11 protein-coding genes are annotated in these 22614 nt (G+C 42.1%); 6 read left to right on the forward strand and 5 right to left on the reverse strand.

Annotation, left to right across the window (positions count from 1 at the left end; translation table 11 throughout):
- Nucleotides 1-249 (forward strand): hypothetical protein (locus tag AM228_RS35265; RefSeq protein WP_231636801.1); only part of this gene is annotated, 249 nt, incomplete at its 5' end.
- A 91-nt stretch (nucleotides 250-340) separates the two neighbouring features.
- Here the strand turns inward: AM228_RS35265 and AM228_RS14370 are convergent.
- A complete protein-coding gene (locus AM228_RS14370) occupies nucleotides 341-2293 on the reverse strand; it encodes an HlyD family efflux transporter periplasmic adaptor subunit (protein WP_054466801.1) in 1953 nt (650 codons plus the stop codon).
- Nucleotides 2294-2596: 303 nt separating this feature from the next.
- Here AM228_RS14370 and AM228_RS14380 point away from each other — a divergent pair, with 303 nt between their 5' ends.
- Nucleotides 2597-3214: a TetR/AcrR family transcriptional regulator gene (locus tag AM228_RS14380; RefSeq protein ID WP_054466803.1), complete on the forward strand. Its 618-nt coding sequence runs from the start codon at nucleotides 2597-2599 to the stop codon at nucleotides 3212-3214.
- 283 nt (nucleotides 3215-3497) lie between these two features.
- Here AM228_RS14380 and AM228_RS14385 read toward each other — a convergent pair whose 3' ends face one another.
- Entirely contained in the window at nucleotides 3498-4901 is a 1404-nt protein-coding gene (locus AM228_RS14385) for a cytochrome ubiquinol oxidase subunit I (protein WP_054466804.1), read from the reverse strand.
- Nucleotides 4902-5254: 353 nt separating this feature from the next.
- On the opposite strand from AM228_RS14385, the gene AM228_RS14390 reads away from it, so the two are divergent.
- The gene (locus AM228_RS14390) at nucleotides 5255-8506 is read left to right on the forward strand and encodes a type ISP restriction/modification enzyme (RefSeq protein ID WP_054466805.1); all 3252 of its coding nucleotides are present in this window, start codon (nucleotides 5255-5257) and stop codon (nucleotides 8504-8506) included.
- Between the two features lie 153 nt (nucleotides 8507-8659).
- On the opposite strand, the gene AM228_RS14395 is transcribed toward AM228_RS14390, so the two are convergent.
- The gene (locus AM228_RS14395; RefSeq protein WP_072160777.1) at nucleotides 8660-14167 is read right to left on the reverse strand and encodes an ATP-binding sensor histidine kinase; all 5508 of its coding nucleotides are present in this window, start codon (nucleotides 14165-14167) and stop codon (nucleotides 8660-8662) included.
- A 256-nt stretch (nucleotides 14168-14423) separates the two neighbouring features.
- Here AM228_RS14395 and AM228_RS14400 point away from each other — a divergent pair, with 256 nt between their 5' ends.
- The 3 genes from AM228_RS14400 (at nucleotide 14424) to AM228_RS14410 (ending at nucleotide 19096) form a co-directional block, all read left to right on the forward strand.
- Complete coding sequence (locus tag AM228_RS14400; protein ID WP_054466806.1) at nucleotides 14424-16256, forward strand: serine/threonine-protein kinase; 1833 nt, start codon at nucleotides 14424-14426, stop codon at nucleotides 16254-16256.
- A gap of 89 nt (nucleotides 16257-16345) precedes the next feature.
- Nucleotides 16346-18295, forward strand: a complete 1950-nt coding sequence (locus tag AM228_RS14405) for a bifunctional serine/threonine protein kinase/MFS transporter (protein ID WP_054466807.1) — start codon at nucleotides 16346-16348, stop codon at nucleotides 18293-18295.
- A gap of 87 nt (nucleotides 18296-18382) precedes the next feature.
- Nucleotides 18383-19096, forward strand: coding sequence for a DUF1176 domain-containing protein (locus AM228_RS14410; RefSeq protein WP_054466808.1), 714 nt, complete (start codon nucleotides 18383-18385; stop codon nucleotides 19094-19096).
- Between the two features lie 194 nt (nucleotides 19097-19290).
- Here AM228_RS14410 and AM228_RS14415 read toward each other — a convergent pair whose 3' ends face one another.
- Both AM228_RS14415 and AM228_RS14420 read right to left on the reverse strand, forming a co-directional pair.
- Nucleotides 19291-20931 carry an ABC exporter membrane fusion protein gene (locus AM228_RS14415; protein WP_054466809.1) on the reverse strand — a complete coding sequence of 547 codons (1641 nt, stop codon included), beginning with the start codon at nucleotides 20929-20931 and terminating at the stop codon, nucleotides 19291-19293.
- Nucleotides 20932-20956: 25 nt separating this feature from the next.
- Nucleotides 20957-22003 (reverse strand): 3-deoxy-7-phosphoheptulonate synthase, encoded by a 1047-nt coding sequence (locus AM228_RS14420; RefSeq protein ID WP_054466810.1) that lies wholly within the window; start codon nucleotides 22001-22003, stop codon nucleotides 20957-20959.
- Nucleotides 22004-22614 lie beyond the last annotated feature (611 nt).

Below are 22614 nucleotides of genomic sequence, written 5' to 3' on the forward strand. Positions count from 1 at the left end.
GGTAAAATCGTCAATTTTTATCCGCGAATGCTTCGCCCAAATATTTGCCGATTGATTCCGAAATTTTCTGCCCGGTTTACCCATTGTAGGGGCAAAGCATTCGCGCCCAAATTTCTCGGTAAAATCGTCAATTTTTATCCGCGAATGCTTCGCCCAAATATTTGCCGATTGATTCCGAAATTTTATTTATGGGTTACAGGGCGAAGCATTCGGGTAGATAAATTGTCGGTTTTTCCCGGATATTTTTAGCCCGAATGCTTCGCCCCTACCCAAACAACAAACAACCAACAACAAACAACCAACAACCAACAACAACCAACAACCAACAACCAACAACCAACTAATCAACCACATCCACTGGGGCATTATTGACCAGGAGGTTTTTGCCGTCGGTGACAAGACGATCGCCCGGTTTTATTCCCTCCAGAATTTCTTGTTGAGAAATGCCTTTAATACCAATAGTAACTGGGCGCTGTTCGACAAATTGTTTGCCGTCTTTTTCTTGGACAACAAAGACGAATGGTTTTTGATCCCGGTAAACGATGACATTTGCAGGAATCACGGTGGTATTTGCCGCTTCTTTTACGGCAATCCAGGCGGAAACACGGGCGCCGTTGCGGAGGCGAGATTGCATCCGCAACGCTCCGCGATCGCGTTTTTCTGGGTTAATACGGTTAATTCTGACTTTAACATTCACCGCCCGACCCCCAGGAGTCACCGAAGGACTAACAGAAAACACCTCGCCTTCAGCACTGGCAACACTAATCAGAGTTTCGTTATTCAAAGAATCGCGATATGCGCTATTTAAGTCCTCATCCAAGACCACAAAAGCGGTTTGACCGGGGCTGACCTGGGTGCCGTCAAAAGCGGGCAGTTCGATTTGGACTTCAAACTCGTTGGGGTCAATCAAAATAATTGGCACCGTTTCCACCACATTTTGCGCCGTCTGGCTGCTTAACTGTTGCGGCGACCAATAATCCCCTTCCCGAATATTCAAAAAAGCCACCATGCCGTCAAAGGGCGCTCTAATTTCCGTATCTTCTAAGGTGACATTAGCGCGATTTGACTGCGCCCGGGCTGATTCAATTCCCGCGCTGGTGGCATCAACTTGGGCAGCAGCGGCGGCAATACTGCCCTGCACGGCTTCCACCTGGCTTTCCGCTGCCCGCACCTGGCTTTCCGCTGCCCGCACTTGGCTTTCCGCTGCGGCGATATCTTGTTCGGTGGCTTGAATGTTACTCTCCGCTGCGGTTACTTCCTCTTCAGCGGCTTGAATGCGGCTTTGGGTGGCATTGACCGCAGATTTAGCGTTGTCGAGTTTGTTTTGGTAAACGTCGCGATCGCTGGCGGAAATCACCCCTTCATCATAAAGTTCTTGTCGTCGCCGCAGTTCCACCTCTGCTAAGTCGCGATCGGCCATTCTCGCTTCCAGATTAGCTTTCGCTTCCCGAACATTGGCGATGCTGGCTTGTTTTCTGGCCTCTGCTTGAGCCAAACCCGCCCGAACTTGCCCTAATTTTGCCTTTGCTTGAGCCACATTCGCTTGTAGTTGTTCCACCGTGGCTTGGGCTTGGCCTAAATTAGCCTTCGTTTGAGCTAAATTTGCCATCGCCACGCTTTGTTGTTCTTGGGCTTGCCAGATAGCAGCATTGGACTGAACCAAATCCGCTTGGAGTTTGCGATCGTCGATTTGGGCCAAGAGTTCGCCCTCATAAACATAATCTCCCTCCCGCAAATCCCGGCCATCGACCTTTTTAATATAAGTAATCGTTCCTGGCACTTCAAAGCGCAAATGTTTGCCCCGGACAGCAGACACAGACCCATCACTATGCACCCATTCCTGAATCGCCCCTGACTTAGCTTGCACCACCCGCACAGGTAGGGGCGATCCGTTGCCGTTGCTTGCCCCTGCGGGAATGGTGACTGGGGTGGGTTCTGGGACTGCCACTGGGTCGGAAATGCGCCGAGACGCAAACACGCCAATACCCAGGGCGATCGCTAATAATGGCAAAGCCCAGAGCATTATTTTGAATACAGAAAACTTTTTAGCCGCTGGTTTTTCTGATACTTCAAAGGGGCGATCGTCAACAGTAAAAGTCTCTTCTATATTGACTGGATCGTCGGTTAAATCTGTAGGAAATTCGCTACTTTTTGTAATCAATTCAGTGGGATAAGTCGCAATTTTACCCGAACCATTTCTCTCATGGCGGGCTTCATCCACCATCAGATAATTATGGATATTTTTGCTGGAACCATTCGATGATAATTTTGGGGGTGATTTGTGGTTGTTCATAGTTTTGATGATTGTTCACTTTAGTCTATTGATAATTGATAATTGATAATTGATAATTAATAATTAATAATTGTTTTGCCTGCTCGATTGGCGGCCCCTCCGCTCCTCTGCTCCTCTGCCGACGGCGGGTCCCTCTGCCCCCCCGCTCCTCTGCTCCTCTGCCGACGGCGGGCTCCCTGTTGCCTCGTTGCCAAAAATGACCGAACCGTTCAGTCATTTTTTTAATCATAAGCGAAAAACTGGGTACTGTCAAGATTTCCCGAACCGTTTAGTATAGGAAATGACAAGAGTCAGAGAAAAAACATGGAAAGTTTACAATCACTCGATTTAACCAGCCCCAAGGCTTGTCAAATTCTGGAAGGGGCAAGAAGCGCCTTCTTGGAACTCGGCTATGAGGGCACAAGCGTCGAAGAAATTGCTCGCCGCGCCCAAGTCTCTAAAGGCACAATCTATAATTATTTCCCAGATAAGCAGACGTTGTTTATCGCCGTGGTACATGGGGAATGCCAAAAGCAAACCCAACGGATTTTTAAGGTAGATCAAGATACGGAAGACATAGAAACTTTATTGCGTGATATTGCCCTTCATTTTGTGGAATTACTCCTGTCTCCTTTTGCCCAAAATATATTTAGAATTGCGATCGCGGAAACCCCGCGATTTCCTGAACTCGGTCGGGCATTTTATAATTCTGGTTCAGAGGTGGGCAGAAAGCGTTTAATGGATGTGATGGCAGGGGCAATGGCCAAGGGAGAATTGGCGATCGCGGATTTAGAATTAGCCGCTGACCAATTTATTGAACTCTGTAAAGCCGACCTCTTTTATAAACAATTGCTGGGCATCAAAACCAATCCGACAACAGCGGAAATTCAGCGAGTTGCGGACGGGGCGGTAACAACTTTTCTTAAAGCCTTTGGCAAATAAAAATCCATATATCACCAAGCAAGCGCTGTAATGGCGAATTTGGGTTTACACCGTTGTCAAAATTACCAAAATTACGGCTATTTTCGATTAAATTGAATAAATTACAGATATTGGTCGTTTTTAACGCAGCAGATTGTAGGGGCGATAGCCGTCTCGCTTTCAGATAATTTATGAGTTAGAAACGTAAATTTTTTACGGAAAAGCTTCGCCCCTACAAAACCCTACAAATATTTGTGGTTTTCTAATCAGAAAAAGGCTGCTAAAAACCAGTCTTTACTTTTATTTAAGTGGTTTTAAGACTGGTTTCTGCTGTTTCTGCTTCTCCGGGAACTGGTAGGTCTAAATTTGGGCCTTTGCGAATAATTCGGCTACCAAAAAATAAGGCGCAAACAAACAAAATCGAATAGACCACCGCAAAGAGAGTTAAAGAGGTTAAAACATTCGTTGGGGGCAAATTGCTGGCCGCATCTACGGTGCGGATTTGCTCGTAAAGTGTCCAAGGTTGGCGTCCCACACAGCGAACAATCCAGCCAGATTCTACGGCAATATATCCTAAAGGTGCGGCAAAAATCCAGGTTGCCATTAACCAACGTTGTTGACCAATTTTATCTTCAGCTAATTGACCGCGTATCCACTGCACTACAGTCCAAAACATTAACCCGACTAAGAAAAAACCGATCGCCACCATAATCCGAAAAGAATAATAGATTAATCCCACCATGTGCGGGCGATCTTCCGGCGGCCATTCTTTCAAACCCCTTACAGGTTCTGAGAGGGTTGGTTTCAGTTCCAAAATATAGCCCAAAGCGTTAGGAATGGCGATTTCCCAATCATTTTTTTCAGCGGTTTCATTGGGGAGAGAAATCATACTCCAAGGGGCAGCATTGCCAGCGGGAATTGTTTCCCATTGGGCTTCCATTGCGGCGAGTTTTGCCGGTTGATGTTGATAGACTTGTTCGGCACTTAAATGGCCAATATAAATTTGCAATGGGGCAACAGCGATCGCGGCAGCTAAAACAATTTTGAAAGACTTACTGAAAAACCCTTGATGGCGACCTTTGAGAATATACCAAGCGCTAATTCCGCCAATCACAAATAACGAAGTCTCCAAGGTGGCAAAAAACATATGGAGGACGCTATTCAGCATAAAAGGATTAAAAATTGCTTGAAAATAATCGCTAACCACAAATTTGCCATTCACCAGTTCGCCACCAGCGGGAGTTTGTAGCCAAGAATTCGCCGCAATAATCCAAAATGTTGAGAGATTAGCGCCAAAAGCTACCATAATTGTAGCAAAATAATGAATCGCTGGATTGACTTTTTCCCAGCCAAATAGCATAATGCCTAGAAAGCCCGCTTCTAGCATAAATGCCATAGAAGCTTCAAAGCCCAAAACACTGCCAAAAAAGTCCCCAACTGCTTCAGAAAACGGCGCCCAATTCGTGCCAAATTGAAATTCCATCGGGACTCCAGAAGCTACCCCAATGCCAAAGTTGAGCACATATAGTTTTGCCCAAAAACGGGCATGATGATAGTAGTCAGGATTCCGAGTTTTTAACCAGAGTCCTTCGACAATTACCAAATAAATGGCCATACCTGTAGTCAATACAGGCCATAGCATATGAAAGATAGCCGTGAGTGCAAATTGCATCCGCGAAAGCACTACGGTGTCTGAGAGAAAGTCCATAATTGCCTTGATGATTTAGATCAACATTTATGGATTATACTACATATATAAGGAAATGGGAAATTAACAGAAAATTTGTCTGACCGAATTTGTGGGCAATGGGGTTTAGGTTCGCCATTTTCTGCCCAAAGCTTTGGGTAAAGGGAAAGGGGACAGGCTATAAATAATAATAGATAATATATAGATATACTAGAGATATATTTTGTTAGCCATGTAATTTTCTGGGATATTTTTTATAGGCTTTGAATTTATTTTTTTGATTTAAATAAATTTAATATTTTTTTAATGATTTAATAAATCGCAAATTGCTAGAATTATTATAGCATTCACGACTAAATACGCGATCGCCCACCATGCAGACATTCACAAACTACATCAAAGCCATTGAAACTTCACTTCAGTCAGGAAACGCCACTGAACATACTTATCGCCCTGGGTTGAAAACTTTACTGGAGTCTTTTAATTCGGGGATTATAGCGGTTAATGAACCGAAGCGGATTAAATGCGGTGCCCCGGATTTTGTCATTACCGCTGGACAAATTACCCAAGGACATATCGAAGCCAAAGATATTGGGGTGTCGTTGACTAAAGAAGCGAAAAGTCAGCAACTTAAGCGCTATTTTAACGCCTTACCTAACCTAATTTTAACCGACTATTTAGAATTTCGCTGGTATGTGAACGGAGAATTGAGGTTAACGGCAAAAATTGCTGAAGTTGGCAAAAAAAATCAACTGCAACCCAACCCAGCAGAAATCAATAAATTGGCGCAACTTTTGACCCAATTTTTGCAAATCACTACGCCTCAAGTTAGCAGTCCCAAAGAGTTAGCCAAACGGATGGCTAGTTTAGCCCAACTAATTCGCGATGCGATTAATACCGCATTGGCAGAAACAGAGAAAGGGGGAATGTTGCGGGATCAATTAGAGTCTTTTCAGAAAGTTTTGATTAAAGATTTAACTTCGAGTCAGTTTGCGGATATGTACGCGCAGACCATTTGTTATGGGCTATTTGCCGCACGGTGTAATATTGATAATCCGGCAACTTTTTCGCGAGAGACTGCCGCGTTTCAGCTACCGAAAACTAATCCTTTTCTGCGGAGTATTTTTGGCCAAATTGCCGGACCAGATTTAGATGACAGAATTGTTTGGGCGGTGGATGATTTGGCGACGATTTTGCGATTAACGGATATGGCGGAAATTCTGAAAAATTTTGGTCAGCGAACTCGGCAAGAAGACCCGGTGGTGCATTTTTATGAGACGTTTCTGGCAGAATACGACCCAACAATGCGGGAGTCACGCGGGGTTTATTATACTCCTGAACCTGTGGTGTCTTATATTATTCGTAGTGTTGACTATGTTCTGAAACAAAAGTTTGGCATTAGTCGGGGATTAGCAGATGCGCGGAAAATTAAAGTATCTAATGCTAATGGAGAAAATCCTACAGAAATCCATCAAGTATTAATTCTGGATCCGGCAGTGGGAACGGGGACATTTTTACATGGGGCGATCGACCATATTTATGAGAGTTTTAAACAGCAAAAGGGGATGTGGTCGAGTTATGTGAGTCAGCATTTATTACCTCGGTTATTTGGGTTTGAGTTGTTGATGGCACCCTATACGGTTGCTCACATGAAATTGGGGTTGCAGTTGCAGGATTTGGGTTATGATTTTAGTTCTGATGAACGGTTAAGAATTTATTTGACCAATACTCTGCAAGAAGCGTTTCAATTATCAGACCAGGTAATTAATTTTGGTTCCCGCATCAAAGAGGAAGCTGAAGCGGCGAAAGAAGTTAAACAAGAGCATCCCGTGATGGTGATTATCGGTAATCCTCCTTATTCGGGACATTCGGTGAATAAGGGAGAATGGATTAAACAGCTTTTGAGAGGAAAAGATATTACCTCTAATACACCGACCGAGAATTATTTTGAAGTTGATGGCGAACCTTTAAAAGAACACAATCCAAAATTTTTGAATGATGATTATGTGAAATTTATTCGGTTTAGTCAATGGCGGATTGAGCAAACTGGTTATGGAGTGTTAGCATTCATTACCAATCATAGTTATTTAGATAATCCTACATTTAAAGGAATGCGTCAAAGTTTGATGCAAACCTTTGATGAGATTTATCTGTTAGACCTACATGGAAATAGTAAGAAGAAAGAAGTTTGTCCCGATGGTTCCCCCGACCAGAATGTGTTTGATATTCAGCAAGGGGTGGCAATTGGTATTTTTATTAAATCTGCCAATAACCCCGAAAAACTGGCAAAGGTTTATCATGCTGATTTATGGGGAACGCGAGAAATTTATCGAGAAATAGAGGAAGGGAAAGAACCGATCGGGGGAAAATACCACTGGTTAGCGGAAAATGATATTAGTTCCACAGCATGGAAAACAATAAAACCCAAATCACCCTTTTATCTCTTTAAAGTGCAAAATGCTGAATTATTACCAGAATATGAAACCGGATGGAAAATAAATGAAGTGATGTCAATTCACTCTAATGGATTTAAAACTCATCGCGATAATTTTGCTATTGAATTTGATGCAAAAGTGATTTATCAAAGATTTCTGGAAATGCGTGATTATAATCTTAATGATAGAGAGTATGCAGAAAAATACCAAATTAAAGATACTAATAGTTGGAAATTAAATACGGCACGCACAAGCATTCGTAATGATGAGGATTGGGACTCAAAAATCATATCTTGTTTATATCGACCATTTGATACTCGTTATTGCTACTTTAGTACAGTAGCAATGGATAGACCTAGACGAGAGTTGCTCGATCATGTCGCAGGAAAAGACAATTTATGTTTATTACTGATTCGGCAAATGCAAGATGCTACCCCATACTCTCATGTGTTAGCTTGTACATCTCCTGCAATTGATCGGGCTTTTGCTTGTTCAAGAGGTGCATCTACTTCTTTCCCTCTCTATTTATATCCGACAAATCAAACCACCCTTTTCGACCTAGAAACCTCTAATGCACCAGGGCGACGCTATCCTAACTTGGCAGAGAACTTTACCCAAGACTTCGCAACTCGCTTAGGATTAGCATTTATCCCTGATGGTAAAGGAGACAAGCTAAAAACTTTTGGGCCTGAAGATATTTTTCACTATATTTATGGGGTGTTTCACTCTCCAACTTACCGCGAACGTTACGCCGAATTCCTGAAAATAGACTTTCCTCGCGTTCCATTAACTTCCCAAATTGGTCTATTTCAAGGACTATGTGAAAAAGGTGATCGCTTAGTCAATTTGCATTTAATGAAAGCAACGGGTTCTTTACGGGTGACATATCCCGAACCGGGAGATAATCAAGTAGAAAAAGTCTTTTATACTGACCCGAAAAACAATCAGCCCGGACGAGTTTACCTTAACAAAACTCAATACTTTGAGGGAATACCCCCAGCAGTTTGGCATTTCTATATCGGTGGCTACCAAGTTTGTCAGAAATGGCTGAAAGACCGCCAAGGCAAAATCTTAGATTATGACGATTTAACCCATTATCAAAATATCGTCGCGGCTTTGGCAGAAACCATAACTTTGATGCAAGAAATTGATGCGCTAATTAACGAATATGGCGGTTTTCCGATTAATTAATAATATAGTCATTTCAATTTAACGTGCTTGATACAAAACATTAGGGGCGCTTGGACGTAGCCAGGGGCGCAAGCATTGCCACGAAAAAGCCCCTAAGATCGCCCCTGATGCTTTCTCTCAAGTATTATTGAAATAGCTATATCAGGGGAAAAATTAATCGGCTTGAATGGGTAATATAATCGTAAATTCAGCCCCATTTCCAGGGGAGGAATGACAAATTAGTTGCCCGTGGTGTTTTTCTACGATAATTTGGTGGCTAATTGATAAACCTAATCCTTTGCCGCTGCCCACAGGTTTGGTAGTAAAAAATGGTTCAAAAATTTTCTCACATAAGGCTTGTGGGATGCCCGGGCCATTATCCCGAATTTTGATGGAAATCGAGTCTCGATCGATTTGTTCAGTGGCGACCAAAATTGTTGGCATGGTTACTGTCTGGTTTTCGGAGTTAATCTTCTGGTTATTGGTTGGAGATGCGGCTAAACTTAAAGCATAGATAGAATTGTCTAGAATATTGAAAAATACTTGATTTAAGTCTCCAGCGTAACACTGGACTAAAGGCAGTTTGCCATATTGCTTAATTAAGTTAATATTATTTAATCGATGCTGTAAAATCATCAAGGTGCTGTCTAGACCTGTGTGAATGTCAATCCGTTTTATTTCCGCTTCGTCTAACCGAGAAAATGTGCGTAGCCCCAGGACTACATCACGAATGCGATCGCTCCCGTTTTTCATAGAAGACAAAATTTTGGTCAAGTCTTCACTTAAATATTCCAGGTCAATATCTTCGATTTTTGCTTCAATTTCCGGTGGAACTTTGGGGAACTTGGTTTGATAAAGGTCTAAAAGTTCTAACAAGTCTTGGATGTAATCATTGGCTGGGTCTAAATTAGCGGCAATGAAATTAATGGGATTATTAATTTCGTGAGCAATTCCGGCCACCATTTGACCGAGAGAAGACATTTTTTCTGTCTGAATGAGTTGAGCTTCAGTTTTTTGCAGTTGCTTCAAAGTGGCTTGTAACTCCTGGGTTCTCTGCTCGACTTTTTGTTCTAAGTTATTGTTATAATCTTCTAACTGCTGATTGGCATTGGCTAAATTGCTATAGAGGCGAGCATTTTCTAAGGAAATCGCGGCTTGAGATGATAACAATTGTAAAACTTCTAGGCGATCGCTGGTAAAAGCCCCGGTGGTTAGGTTGTTTTCTAAGTAAAGTAAACCGATCGCCTGTCCTCTGGCACTAATCGGAATACATAATACAGACTTGGGTTGGTGCTTGAGAATATAGGTATCATTGGCAAGTATTTCTTCATCAATGGCATTATTGACCACCAAACTTTGCTGCGTTCTTTGCACATAATTTAAGGCTGACATTGGTACAGTGTCACTCATTTCTTTTGGGCAAGACTGCAACACCCTGATGCGATCGCCATCCACTTCCCCCATAACGGCGATCGTCAAGTTATTGTTGTCATTGAGCATGAGAACCCCTTTTTGAGCGCCACTATTTTGTAAAAGAATTGTCATCAATTTTTCCAGCAAATTACTCAGGACAATTTCACTGGATATCGCCTGGGCTGCTTTCATCACCGTGGGTAAATCTAGCAGATTTAAACCTGTAGGCGCTGTGGTTCTGGTGCGAGTGATTTCAGCGCTTTGACTGGGGGAGATAGCAATTTGTCCCAGTATTTCTGGATATTGAGTTTCCAGTTGTTTAACTTTGGCGATCGCCCCCCAGCGAAGATAACCTTGATGGGCTTCGGTTATATAAAAACGTCCCATATTTTCCCGACCGCGAGACAGATGAAATTCCCCGGCTAGTTCATTAGCGAGGGCTTCTTCTTGGACATAACCTTGCTGACGGGCTCCAGCGATCGCCTTTTCATAATGAGCGATCGCCTGAGTATCTCTCCCCCGGAATTTAGCCCTTTCTGCCTCCACTAAATCATACTTATGCTGAAAATTTTCCGGGCAATGTGCAGCCCACAACTTCATTTGTTTTTGATTGGCTGATATGGTTTTCAAATAGCGTTGTTTGCTCGGTACATCAATCCGCTTTAAATTAGCCAACAGTGCCAAAGAATAGTAAAAATTGTGAGCATAGTATTGAAACAATCCTACCCCACCTTTTTTATATTTATCGGTTAATTCGCCAAATTTAGCCGCTGGCTCATAAATTTTAAATAAATAAGCCAGTATGGTTTTATAATGATTAAATATTAGCAATAAACTAATGTTATTTTCTCGCTCAAATACCTGAACAATTTCGGCTTCTTTATGGCTTGATTCGCCTAAACAAAACGGTGATTCTGAAGCATGAATTAAATTAAACACCATTTGATAAGATAACTGGCCATAAGAACCATGAAACTCTAGCTTATATTTTTTAATTAATTCTAAGTAATGCTTTTGTTGGATGATTAATAAATTGAGCGTATGGCCGCTAAAAAACATATAATTTGTGTGATGGACAATGCAATAAAAGCCATATTCTAAATCTCCGTCATTCATGCCAATTTCCCAGGCTTTAAACAACGGTGCTATAGTTTCTTTAAGATGCACATGAACGGGAAGTATCAAGGCATAAATAATGTCCATCACTTTACAGCGAATTTTCGACTGAGAATCCTGGTATCGCTCCATCACAGCGAGGGATACCCGAGCAAATTCATAAGCTTTTTCCAGTTGCCCGTAAAATCCCGACAATATCATGGCATAACCGACATAAGCATAAGTCGCTAATGGTGAATTACCGTTAACAACACAAAGCTTAACCATTGTCAAAATCGCTAACTCTAAGAGCAAAGAATTCACATGAAAAGCTGCTCCAGTAACACTTTGGAGAATTCTTATGGCTGCTAACTGATAAGGATCGGTCATTTCTGGCAAGTTGATTAAATCAGAAGTTGCCGGAAGTCTACTGGATAATTCTTGCTTTAGCGACCGAATCTCTTTTAAAATCTGTGATTTACTATTGGGAAATTGAATTTTTAATTGAGCCAAAATATCCTCAGCAGTTTCTAGGGCTTTTTGTTCCTGAGACTGATTCACATAGAACTGCATTTTTACTTCATAAATCGGAATGATATCTAAAATTGACTTAGCTTCCGCGATCGCTACTGCCGCTAAAAAATTTCCTCGCTCTGGATTCGCACTTAAGTATTCGATTTCCCCCGCTTGCACATAAAGATTTAAAGTTAAATCGTAATACCGATCCCAGCTATCTGCTTCTAATAAATTTAAGCCAATATTTAAATAGTTCAAAGCCGCTTTATATGCCGTGGCTGACTTAGCCTTTTTAGCCGCCATGATATTTAAAGCAGCTAACTCGTATTTTTCTGATGAATTTTCTATTAAGTCAATGGCCAAATTTAGTTGAGTGACTAAAAGAAAAATCTGATTTTTTTGCGTCTCAGGAGGTAAATTTTCCAGCAGCAAACGACCGATTTTTAAATGAGTGAGTTGTTTTTCCGATTCAGGAATCAGAGAATAAGCGGCTTGCTGTACTCGGTCATGTAAAAATTTGTAATCAATGTTTAAGCTATTTTGGCGATCGCCCAGGATTGTTTCTCGATAATTTTCTGCCCACTGGTGCTCTGGAATTAACGGACTATCACTGTCTAAAAGCATGGTAATTTTATATGCATCACTCAAAGGCAGGACTAGCCCCAACTCCAGCGCATTCCACAGCTTTAAAGCGGTTTCAGTGGTTGATTGCTCATTGACAATGGCCAGAATATCTAAATTAAACTGGTTGCCAATACAAGCCGCAAACTTTAAAACTTTTTGGGTATCTTCGGGCAGTTTACTTAAGTTACGGGCAATCAGTTGGACGACATTATAATCGGTAATGCCAATCCCTTGAATTTTCGCAATATCCCACTGCCATTTGGCTAAGGTTAAGTCATAATTTAATAATTTTTCTGTCGCGAGAGTTTTCAATATTTGAGTTAAAAAGAAAGGATTTCCTTGGGTTTTATTCTCAATCAGTAATGCCAACTGACAAATATGGTGATTTTCTGGATCGGCCTTGAGGGTATCCGCAATCAATTCGCGAATATGCTGATGAGATAAGGGTTTTAATTCAATATTATGAATGAATGTTCCAGAAGCCTTGATGGTTTCCAAGGTTTGCATAGTTAAATGCGTGGGACTGACTTCATTTTCTCGATAAGCCCCAATCACAAATAGATATTGATGGTCTGGGTCAGTCATCAAAAATTCGAGTAATTTTAAAGTAGCGGGGTCTGCCCATTGTAAATCATCTAAAAAAATCACCAAAGGGTGTTCGGATTGACAAAATACATTAATAAATTCTCGAAAAACCCGATGAAATCGATTTTGCGCTTCATAAATACCCAATTGAGGGACGGGAGGTTGTTCCCCTAAAATGAGTTCGAGTTCGGGAATGACATCAATAATGACTTGAGCATTTTGCTTGAGACTACCTAAGATTTTTTGTTGCCAATTCTTCAGATTTTGCGAAGGTTCCGTTAACAGTTGTCGAATTAATTTTTGAAAAGCTTGAATAATTGCTGCATAAGGAATGTTGCTGTCGTATTGATCGAATTTACCGGCGATAAAATAGCCTCTGGTTTTGACGATGGGTTTATGAATTTCATAAACTACTGAGGTTTTACCGACCCCAGAATACCCACTCACAAGCATTATTTCGCTGGTCCGTTTGCTGACTCGTTCAAATGCATCTAATAGAGTCTGAACTTCTGCTTCTCTTCCGTATAGTTTTTGCGGGATGAGGAGGACGCTGGCTCGATCGCGCATTCCTGGGGGGAACGAATTAATCATCCCGGTAGTTTGTAACTCAGATAAACAAGTTTCTAAATCCGCTTGCAGTCCCGCTGCGGTTTGATATCTATCTTCTGCGGTTTTACTTAAAAGTTTCAGTATAATCGCCGCAATAGTGGCATCAAGTTCGGGTCGATGTTGCTGTGGAGAAATCGCTTCAACGGCTAAATGGCAGTGAACCATTTCCATCGGATCCGTGGTGTTAAAAGGCAATTTACCTGTGAATAGTTGATAAAATGTCACCCCCAAAGAATAGAAATCCGTGCGATAATCTAAAAAACGATTCATTCTGCCCGTTTGTTCTGGGGACATATACGCCAGAGTGCCTTCTAATAAATTGCCATTAGTCAAGTCAGTGTTTTCTCGATCTAGGCGTGAGGCTATACTAAAGTCTGTGAGTTTGACTTCTTTATTGTCCGGGTTAATAATAATGTTAGACGGGTTAATATCTTTATGAATAATCCGGGCTTGATGTAGCTGTCCGACAATTTTAACCAGGGCGATCGCAATTTCTAACCCTTGCTGAATTGTCACCGATTGATTAGCGATCCATTCTTGCAAGGATTGTCCGCCAAAATCCTCTAAAATTAACGCATAACTATTTTGGTAGCGTTTCAGTTCATAGGCTTGAACAATTCCGGGAATATTCACGGAATGCATCAAGGTATATTCTTGTTTGAGTCGGGTAATTTCTTCTAAAGTGGGATTGCTAGAGGCTAATGTTTTAATAATCACCGGGATTTGACTGCTTTGTTCACTGCTTTGTTGACTGATTTGTTGAATTCCTCGATAAATGAGATTTTTTTCGTTGGCGCTAATGGCCTCGGTAATCTGATATCCACTTAAAGAAATCATCATCGTCAACTCCTGTGAATTGGGGCTAATATTGAGGCTAAGAATTTGTCATCAGGGTAATTTTAGGTTAAATTATGAAATCCAACCACTTTCAGGCAGTTACTAAGTTATAATACCTTGTATCCTTAAACCATGTTCCATTAGTAAAAAATCTTAATAATTGATCCAATCAACAATCAACAATCAAAGAATCCCTACCCAACAATCAAAGAATCCCTACCCAACAATCAACAATCAACAATCAACCAACAATAAAATTATGGCAGAATTTCCTGATTTTAGCAAATACGGCTATCAAATAAAGCGCGAATTGGGTCGGAATGTGGCCGGAGGGCGGATTACCTATTTGGCCAACCAGATTTTAACCCAGAATTTATCAACTATTCAAGACAATTCAGAAAACTGGGTAGTGATTAAGCAATTTCAGTTTGCCACAACGAGCGCCAATTGGTCAGATTTTAAAGCCCATGAGCGAGAAATTAAAGTTTTGCAAAGCCTCGATCATCCAGGAATTCCTAAATATTTGGATTCTTTCGAGACGCCCACGGGTTTTTGTATGGTGCAGGAATATAAAGAAGCAAATTCTCTGGGGATATTACGCAGTTTTGAGCCAGAACAGATTAAACAAATTGCCCTAGACTTGTTAGTAATTTTAGTTTATTTACAAAGTTTAAACCCGTTGGTGATTCATCGGGATATCAAACCAGAAAATATTTTAGTGGCGGAAGATGCGGCAGGTTCATTAAAGGTTTATCTGGTTGATTTTGGCTTTGCTCAAATGGGCGGAGGCGAAGTGGCGATGAGTAGTATGGTGAAAGGTACTCTGGGCTTTATGGCACCGGAACAGTTGTTTAATCGCACCTTAACTCCCGCATCGGATCTTTATGGTTTGGGGGCGTCTTTAATTTGTTTGCTGACGGCAACTAAATCGATGGAAGTGGGTAAGTTATTGGATGAAAACTATCATTTTGAATTTAGAGAATTGCTGCCTAAATTGAGTCGGCGTTGGATTTCTTGGCTGGAAAAAATGGTCGAGCCAGATCCGAAAAATCGCTATGGAAATGCGGCGGAAGCTTTGGCGGCATTGCAACCAATTTATGTTAACCGAACCCCAGAGGTTAAGCTGAGTCCGTCTCCCATTGAGTTAGCCGCGTCCAAGGTTGGGGAAATGTTGCGGGTGCAGGTGCTAATAAAAAATTATGTGCCAGAAACCTTGCTGACGGGATGCTGGGAGGTGGCACCGCATCCGAACGATCCCCCCCAGCCCCCCTTATTAAAGGGGGAGAATGATCCCCCCCAGCCCCCCTTAAAAAAGGGGGAGAATGATCTCCCCCAGCCCCCTTTATTAAGTCATTCTTGGATTAGTTTTAGTCCGTCAAAATTTGCAGATAATCGCGTGGTTTGTGAGATTTTGATTAATACGCGCAAGCTGAGAACGGGTCAGGTTTACGATCGCCAATTGTTGTTACATACGAATGGGGTGCCGGAAACTCAGACGGTCAGCTTGACGGTGCAGACGGCGCCAGTGCCGATCGCGGTGCGAAAATTGCCTCGTCGGTTTTTGGGATTACTGTTTTTGGTGGCTGCCGGTGGTTCTGTGGTGGCTTTGGAGTCCATGATGACTTTGGTGACGGTGGCGATCGCGGGTTTTGTGACTTGGGCGGGTCTTTCGCGGATTTTGGGCAGTCGAAACCATTGGCTGAAAGTGCTTGTAGCTTTTTTGACTACAATGGTGGTGGCGGGAATTGCCGGATTTGGGATTGGGGTTGCACTTGGGGCGACTGCGACCGGGTTGTGGACAACGGCGATCGCTGCTGCGGTGACGGTGGCAACAGCGGCAACCTTGCTGGCAACTGCCACGGGAGTGCGAAAAAATTTCGGTACTGGGTGGGCGATCGCCCTTTGTTTGCTCACAGCAATTTGCGGCATTACTTTCGGTCTGGGTTTAAAATTACAATTACTAGCCTCTCCCTGGCTGTTAGCACTTGCCACCACTGCCCCGGTGCTCGCTTTAATTCTAATTTTGCCCGCGAGCGATCGGCGACGCCTTGCCAAATATCGGCAATCGGAGCAACATTTAATTGAATCTTAGTTATTTGTTATTTCTTATTTATTATGCATTTATTATGCAAATCTGCAAATAACAAATAAAGAATAACCCAAATATACAAGCTATTCATAATGAACTTCCCTGATTTTTCCCAAAAAGGCTACCACATTATCGAAGAACTAGGCCATAATCATGCCGGTGGTCGAGTCACCTATTTAGCATCAACTTTAGCATCAACTGATACTGAAGAAAAAGTCGTCATCAAAGAATTTCAATTTGCTAAAAATGCTGTAAATTCTTGGGCTGACTATGACGCTTACCAAAGAGAAATAGAAGTATTGCAGGGATTAAATCATCCGGGTATTCCTCGGTATTTAGACTCTTTTGAAACCGCCCAAGGTTTTTGTTTAGTGCAAGAATATAAGAATGCCCAACCTTTATCGCTTGAGAATGCTTGGGTAGCCAAAGATATTAAAAAAATTGCGATCGCTATCTTAGAAATATTAGCCTATTTGCAAAATAGAATACCTCCGGTATTTCATCGGGATATCAAGCCAGAAAATATCCTAGTAGATGGGGAACTAAATGTTTATTTAGTCGATTTTGGGTTTGCCCATATTGGTCAGGGAGAAGTGGCCATGAGTAGCATGGTTAAGGGCACCTTGGGCTTTATGCCACCGGAACAGTTATTTAACCAAGAATTGACCCTGGGGTCAGACCTTTATGGAGTCGGGGCAACCCTGATTTGTTTGTTAACTAAGACCAAATCTGTGGATATTGGCAATTTAATTGATGCTTACTATCGGATTAATTTTAAATCTAAAATTAAATCTAAAATTCGGCGGATTAATCCAGATTTAATTAACTGGCTAGAAAAAATGGTGGATCCGAAACCGAAAGAGCGTTTTCCTGATGCTAATACTGCCTTAGAAGCCCTGAAGCCCCTAGAAGTGCGGCCAACGCCAAAAGTTAATTGTAGTGTTCAAATTGTTGAAGTCACCGCTCGTGAATTTTCAGAGCAATTGAACTCTCAGATCGTGATTCAGAATCCGATTCGGGGGACGATGCTCACGGGTCGATTACAAATCGCGCCCCATCCTAACGACCCAAAAGTAAAGCCCCCCGGTCATGCTTGGATTCACATCAGTCCTCGTCATTTTAAACAGAATCAAGTTGAGTGTAATCTTACCATATCTACGAAAAAATTACAAGCAGATTCAACTTATGAACGAGAAATTTTATTAATCACTAATGCTAGTAATGAACCATACCGAATTCCCCTGAGAGTGAATACGGCGTCATTGCCCAAACAAAGTCAGCTACCCTACGGCCATATCGCCACATTATTTGGCTTGAGTTTTCTTTTCTGTGGGCGAAGTTTCTTGGATCTGTTCGGGGCTATGATATTTTATGGAATTTTTCGTACTTCTGGCTTTTTATTGGTATTAATTATGATGGTATGGCTGACCCTGGAACAAAGATTAAGTCAAGAAAGACAGGGGAGAAAAATTGGTGCATTGACCGGATTAGTAATGGCCGCCGCGATCGCCTTGGTGACAGGTAATCTTGCTTTGAATAACCTTAATCAAGGTATGGTAATGATGGTATTGGCAGGTTATTTGGGTGCTAATTCCGGGGCAATTACAGAAATAGTTAGTTGGCGGTTTAACCAAACTCCAGCCCCGAAAATCGCCAAGGTATTAGCTGGGGCGATCGCCGGTACAATGGCGGCACTTACTGTGTTTTTCTCTGACATAAAACATGACACATATTACATTCCAGTAGATATCGGAATTCCACTCTGGTTAATTCTGGGAATGTTGGTGAGCGCGTTTGCGGGGATAGTGGTGTGTGATTTGCTCCTAGACGACTTTACTCCTCCCTGGTCTGTGATTTTTTCTTTGTTAACTATTGGTCTGGGAATAACACTGGGTATGGTCTTCCTCTGGGGCTGGTGGTCGATGTTATTTTCGGCAATCATTATCGCCGTTTGTTTGGGTAAAATGATTTCTCCCACCACTAAGCGATCGCGCTTAATTAGAACCTATCAAAAAAATATATTGCAGTTGATTAAACCCTAGGGTAAAACCTGATATAATCAATAGTCATTCAAATCTGCCGTCCATAAGTTTATTTCAAATAAAACCCTAGAAGGAGAATTTTGATCTATGAAAAACCGCGCAACTTTTTGGCTTGTTTTTCCCTTAATGCTTGGCTTATTTGCCTGTTCAAATTCCGGGGAAAGCGATCGCACGGATGCATCAACTTCGCCCCCTCCAGCCGCAGAAAATCCGGTCAGTAACCCATTACCCGTTCCCACAACTCCCCCGGCAGATATGGCCAATCAGCGATCGGCAACTTCCGGAGCAACTTCCGGGGAATCCGCAGCAGTGTCCCCGGAAATTCGCCAGCAAATTTTAACGGAACTTTATAGTCAGCAAAAGGCATTAAATCTCTGCGATGGTTTCTTGGATCAAAACTATTCCCAAACCGAATCACAAGTCTTTGCTTTAGACGCAGAAACTTATTTAGTGCATTTACAATGTAGTTTAGCCGCTTATCAAGCTAGTTTTGAATTTTTGACCTATCAGAAAAAAGCATCGGGGGGTGAATTTAAGCCAATGACTCTGACTGTATTTAACGAAAACCCATCGGGAAAACCGACTCAAGAGAATGTGAGAACTGTAGGGGGAATGCCGACCTATAATCCAGAAACGCGATCGCTGACTATTTTTACCAAATTTAGAGGAGTGGGTGACTGTGGATCTTTGGCCAACTATCAACTAAAAGACGGTGAATTTCAACTGGTAAAATATCAAGCGAAATTTGCCTGTGATGGCAATGCGATCGACCCAGAAAAATATCCGCAAATTTTTCCGTAAATTTTTCCGTAAAGGCAGATAGTCACGGGATATTTTCGGAAATCAAGGGCGGCGTTGCATTCCGGCATATGAATTATTGCGAGAAACCCGGAATTTATTGCGGTCATGCAACGCCCCTACAAAATTCGGATAGAAAACGGGGCAAAAATTATCGCCCAAACCCGGTTTCTGGCGTAGCAATTTAAATATCCCATTTAAATATCAATTTTCACTTCAACCTGTGAATTGGTTAACCCAGAAACCTTTTCGCTATCTTCTGGATCTAAGCGAATTTTTACCTCGACCACGCGCACATCCACATCAGCGGTGGGGTCTGTATCTAAAATATCTCGTTTGCCAATTTTCCAGCCAATTTCAGCTACAGTTCCCTCCAATTCAGAGGCGATCGCACCACTGGTAATTGTCCCCCGTTGACCCAGACGTACTTGGGAAATATCTGTCTCATAAATTTCCGCCACCACATACATTTGATCGGTTTCCCCAATCTCAACAATCCCATCATTACTAATTAACTCACCGGGACGAGTAAAAATATCCAAAACCCGGCCATTAATCGGGGATTTAATATAGGTTTGATCCAGGTCTACTTGCGCTTGGGAAACAGCGGCGATCGCTCGATCCACTTCCGCTTGCGCCACGGTGACATCCACGGGGCGAACTTCCATTAAACTATTCAAAATCGAACTAGCCTGATTAACTTGCTGATTGCCGGTTTCTAAAATTCGTTTAAAGTTGGTTTGGGCTTGAGCGATTTCGGCGTTAGACGTGGTTTTAATTCGTTCTAAATTTGCTTTAGCTTCTTCGATTTGTTTATTACCCGTTTGCATAATCCGGGTTAAGGTAACTTGTGCTTCATTAATTTTTTCCCGACCTGTGGTGAGCATTTCCTGGAGTACGGCATCAGCTTCTTTTAGTCTTTCCTCACCCGTTTGGACTGCTAGTCGTTTCGTATCAAATAATGACTGACTAATAGCCCCTTCTCGATACAGTTGTTCGTGACGCCAATATTCGGTTTGAGCATTTTCTAATTCAGCATTTAAGCGGTCTAGGGTCGCTTGTTGGGCCTGAACATTTCCCTCTAGTTCCGCTTCTAAACGTTGAATTGTCGCTTCTTGGGCGGCGATATCGCCTTTGAGTTGGGCTTCTAAGCGAGCGATCGCCGCTTCCTGGGTCAGATCATCTCCTCGTCGTTGGGCTTGGAGACGAGCGATCGCCGCTTGTTGCGCTTCCAACTCCCTGGGAATTTGAGCTTTCAGTCGGGCAATTTCTGCTTGTTGGGCATCAATGTCACCAGTTCTTGTCCCCGCTTTTACTTTGTCTAAATTTGCTTGGGCAATTTTTACTTGCTGTTTGGCTACTTCCAAAGCTTGTAAAAGGCGATCGCGACTATCCAAAATAGCGATTACTTGCCCTTCTCGGACGCGATCGCCCACTTCCACAAATAATTCTTGTAACTTATCGGAAGGTTGACCCATTCCTTGACCCCCTCGCGCTGACAATTTGATCGTTTCTCCCTTGGGTTCAATTCGCCCCAAACCAGAAACGGATTTGTCAGAGATTAAAGGAGGTAAAGTTTCTGGGGTGGAAAAGAACTTTTCTCCCAGAGTTGATCGGGAATTGATCAGAATATAAAGAGAAAAAGCGCCAGTGGCGATCGCACCCAAGACCACCAATACAATCAGCCAGGTGGGGATTAAACTTCTGCGCTTTGTTCCGTTAAACAAAACTCCTAAAGTTTTACCAGCATCGGATTGGCTGGATGACCAAGCAGTTGAACTCGGCTGTTCCTGAGTTTCTGGTGTTTCTGGCCGATTGCTATTAAATCCCTCACCCATAAAATCTTAAATATGATTGAATTTATTACTTTAGTTTGTCATAGGCGGCCATAATCAGTTTTTCCGTTTCCTCCCAGCCAATACATTTATCCGTCACCGACACCCCATATTTTAAATCCTTCAAATCCTTGGGAATACTTTGATTGCCTTCAAACAAATTTGATTCTAACATCATGCCCACAATTGAATCATGGCCATCTAAAATTTGCTCGATCGCATTCTCAAACACGGCTGTTTGTTTCCGGTGGTCTTTATTAGAATTGCCGTGGCTACAATCAATCACAATTCTTTGCGGTAAATCCGCCGCTTTTAAGCGTTCTTCCGCAAACTTGACCCAAGCCGCATCATAATTAGGCTTGCCACCGCCGCCCCGTAAAATAATATGACAGTAAGGATTACCCTTAGTTTTAAACAAGCTAACTTGTCCTTGTTGATTAATCCCTAAAAAACTGTGGGGTTCTTTAGCAGATTGCATCGCATTAATCGCCACTTCAATGCTGCCATCGGTGCTATTTTTTAAGCCTACCGGCATGGAAAGTCCGCTAGTCATTTCCCGGTGAGTTTGTGATTCAATGGTACGAGCGCCAATGGCCGCCCAAGAAATCAGTTCACCAATATATTGTGGCACAATCGGATCCAGGGCTTCCGTGCCAGCGGGTAATCCTAACTCAGCAATTTTTAGCAACAATGTCCGCGCCAGAATCAAGCCTTTATCAATATGGAAAGAATCGTCCATATCTGGGTCATTAATTAATCCTTTCCAGCCCACGGTTGTCCGAGGTTTTTCAAAGTAAACCCGCATAATTAGCAGCATTTTATCCCGGACGTGATCGGCTAATACTTTGAGTTTTTGCGCGTAGGTTTCTGCCGCATCAATATCGTGAATAGAACAAGGGCCAACTACAATAAATTTGCGGTAATCTTGGCCGGAAATAATTTTTTTCAGTTCCGAACGATAGGCTAAGACTGTTTTTTCCGCCGCCAGAGTTAACGGTAACTTTTCTTTAATTTGTTGGGGAGTGAGTAAAACTCGTGAACTTTCAATATGTGTGTTGAATATTTCTTTAAGCATAACATAAGGCGTTTTTGTACTTCGGTCAACTTATCATTATATCGTCTATGGGCTAGTATGGGCTAATATGAGCTAAATTTTGGCCGGATAGCCGATCGCTTTCTGGTTCCGGTTCGCTTCTCCGCGATCGCCCACCACTGAAGACCGAGAGTTGAACATACTTTCAATTGCCTGTGGATCTACCCCCCGGTGGGCGATCGCTTATCCTGCCAAAATTTTAGCCACCTTTTCGTTAAGGTTTCTTGACAATTTCCCAGAGGACGAGGGGCTGATGCCTAGGGAATCGCTATTGAATCAATATTGCATCAAGTGACCACAAAATAAATCCGCCTCTGTCCGCCTCTGACTGAATTTTTCTGATTAAATTTTTCCGACTTTTTCTTTTCTTTTCAATTGATTTTTTCAATGATATCTCGGTTATTTTTATATCCTACGGACTCGATATGAAAATGTTATATTAACTTTACCATTATATAGTTATTATTTTGCATAAAAAATCCAAATTTTTAAATATTAATTTTAAAAAATTTTGCTAGAATTACGAATTTAATTTAGTCGCAATTTTTGCGAACAAAAAGCATGGCAAAAAAATTAAAATCAAGATATAAAAT

Source organism: Planktothricoides sp. SR001, from assembly GCF_001276715.1.
Taxonomy (GTDB): domain Bacteria; phylum Cyanobacteriota; class Cyanobacteriia; order Cyanobacteriales; family Laspinemataceae; genus Planktothricoides; species Planktothricoides raciborskii.

Coding starts and splice junctions, on each gene's coding strand:
- AM228_RS14370 (WP_054466801.1), bottom strand. CDS start 2,293: ATGAACAACCACAAATCACCCCCAAAATTATCATCGAATGGTTCCAGC.
- AM228_RS14380 (WP_054466803.1), top strand. CDS start 2,597: ATGGAAAGTTTACAATCACTCGATTTAACCAGCCCCAAGGCTTGTCAA.
- AM228_RS14385 (WP_054466804.1), bottom strand. CDS start 4,901: ATGGACTTTCTCTCAGACACCGTAGTGCTTTCGCGGATGCAATTTGCA.
- AM228_RS14390 (WP_054466805.1), top strand. CDS start 5,255: ATGCAGACATTCACAAACTACATCAAAGCCATTGAAACTTCACTTCAG.
- AM228_RS14395 (WP_072160777.1), bottom strand. CDS start 14,167: ATGATGATTTCTTTAAGTGGATATCAGATTACCGAGGCCATTAGCGCC.
- AM228_RS14400 (WP_054466806.1), top strand. CDS start 14,424: ATGGCAGAATTTCCTGATTTTAGCAAATACGGCTATCAAATAAAGCGC.
- AM228_RS14405 (WP_054466807.1), top strand. CDS start 16,346: ATGAACTTCCCTGATTTTTCCCAAAAAGGCTACCACATTATCGAAGAA.
- AM228_RS14410 (WP_054466808.1), top strand. CDS start 18,383: ATGAAAAACCGCGCAACTTTTTGGCTTGTTTTTCCCTTAATGCTTGGC.
- AM228_RS14415 (WP_054466809.1), bottom strand. CDS start 20,931: ATGGGTGAGGGATTTAATAGCAATCGGCCAGAAACACCAGAAACTCAG.
- AM228_RS14420 (WP_054466810.1), bottom strand. CDS start 22,003: ATGCTTAAAGAAATATTCAACACACATATTGAAAGTTCACGAGTTTTA.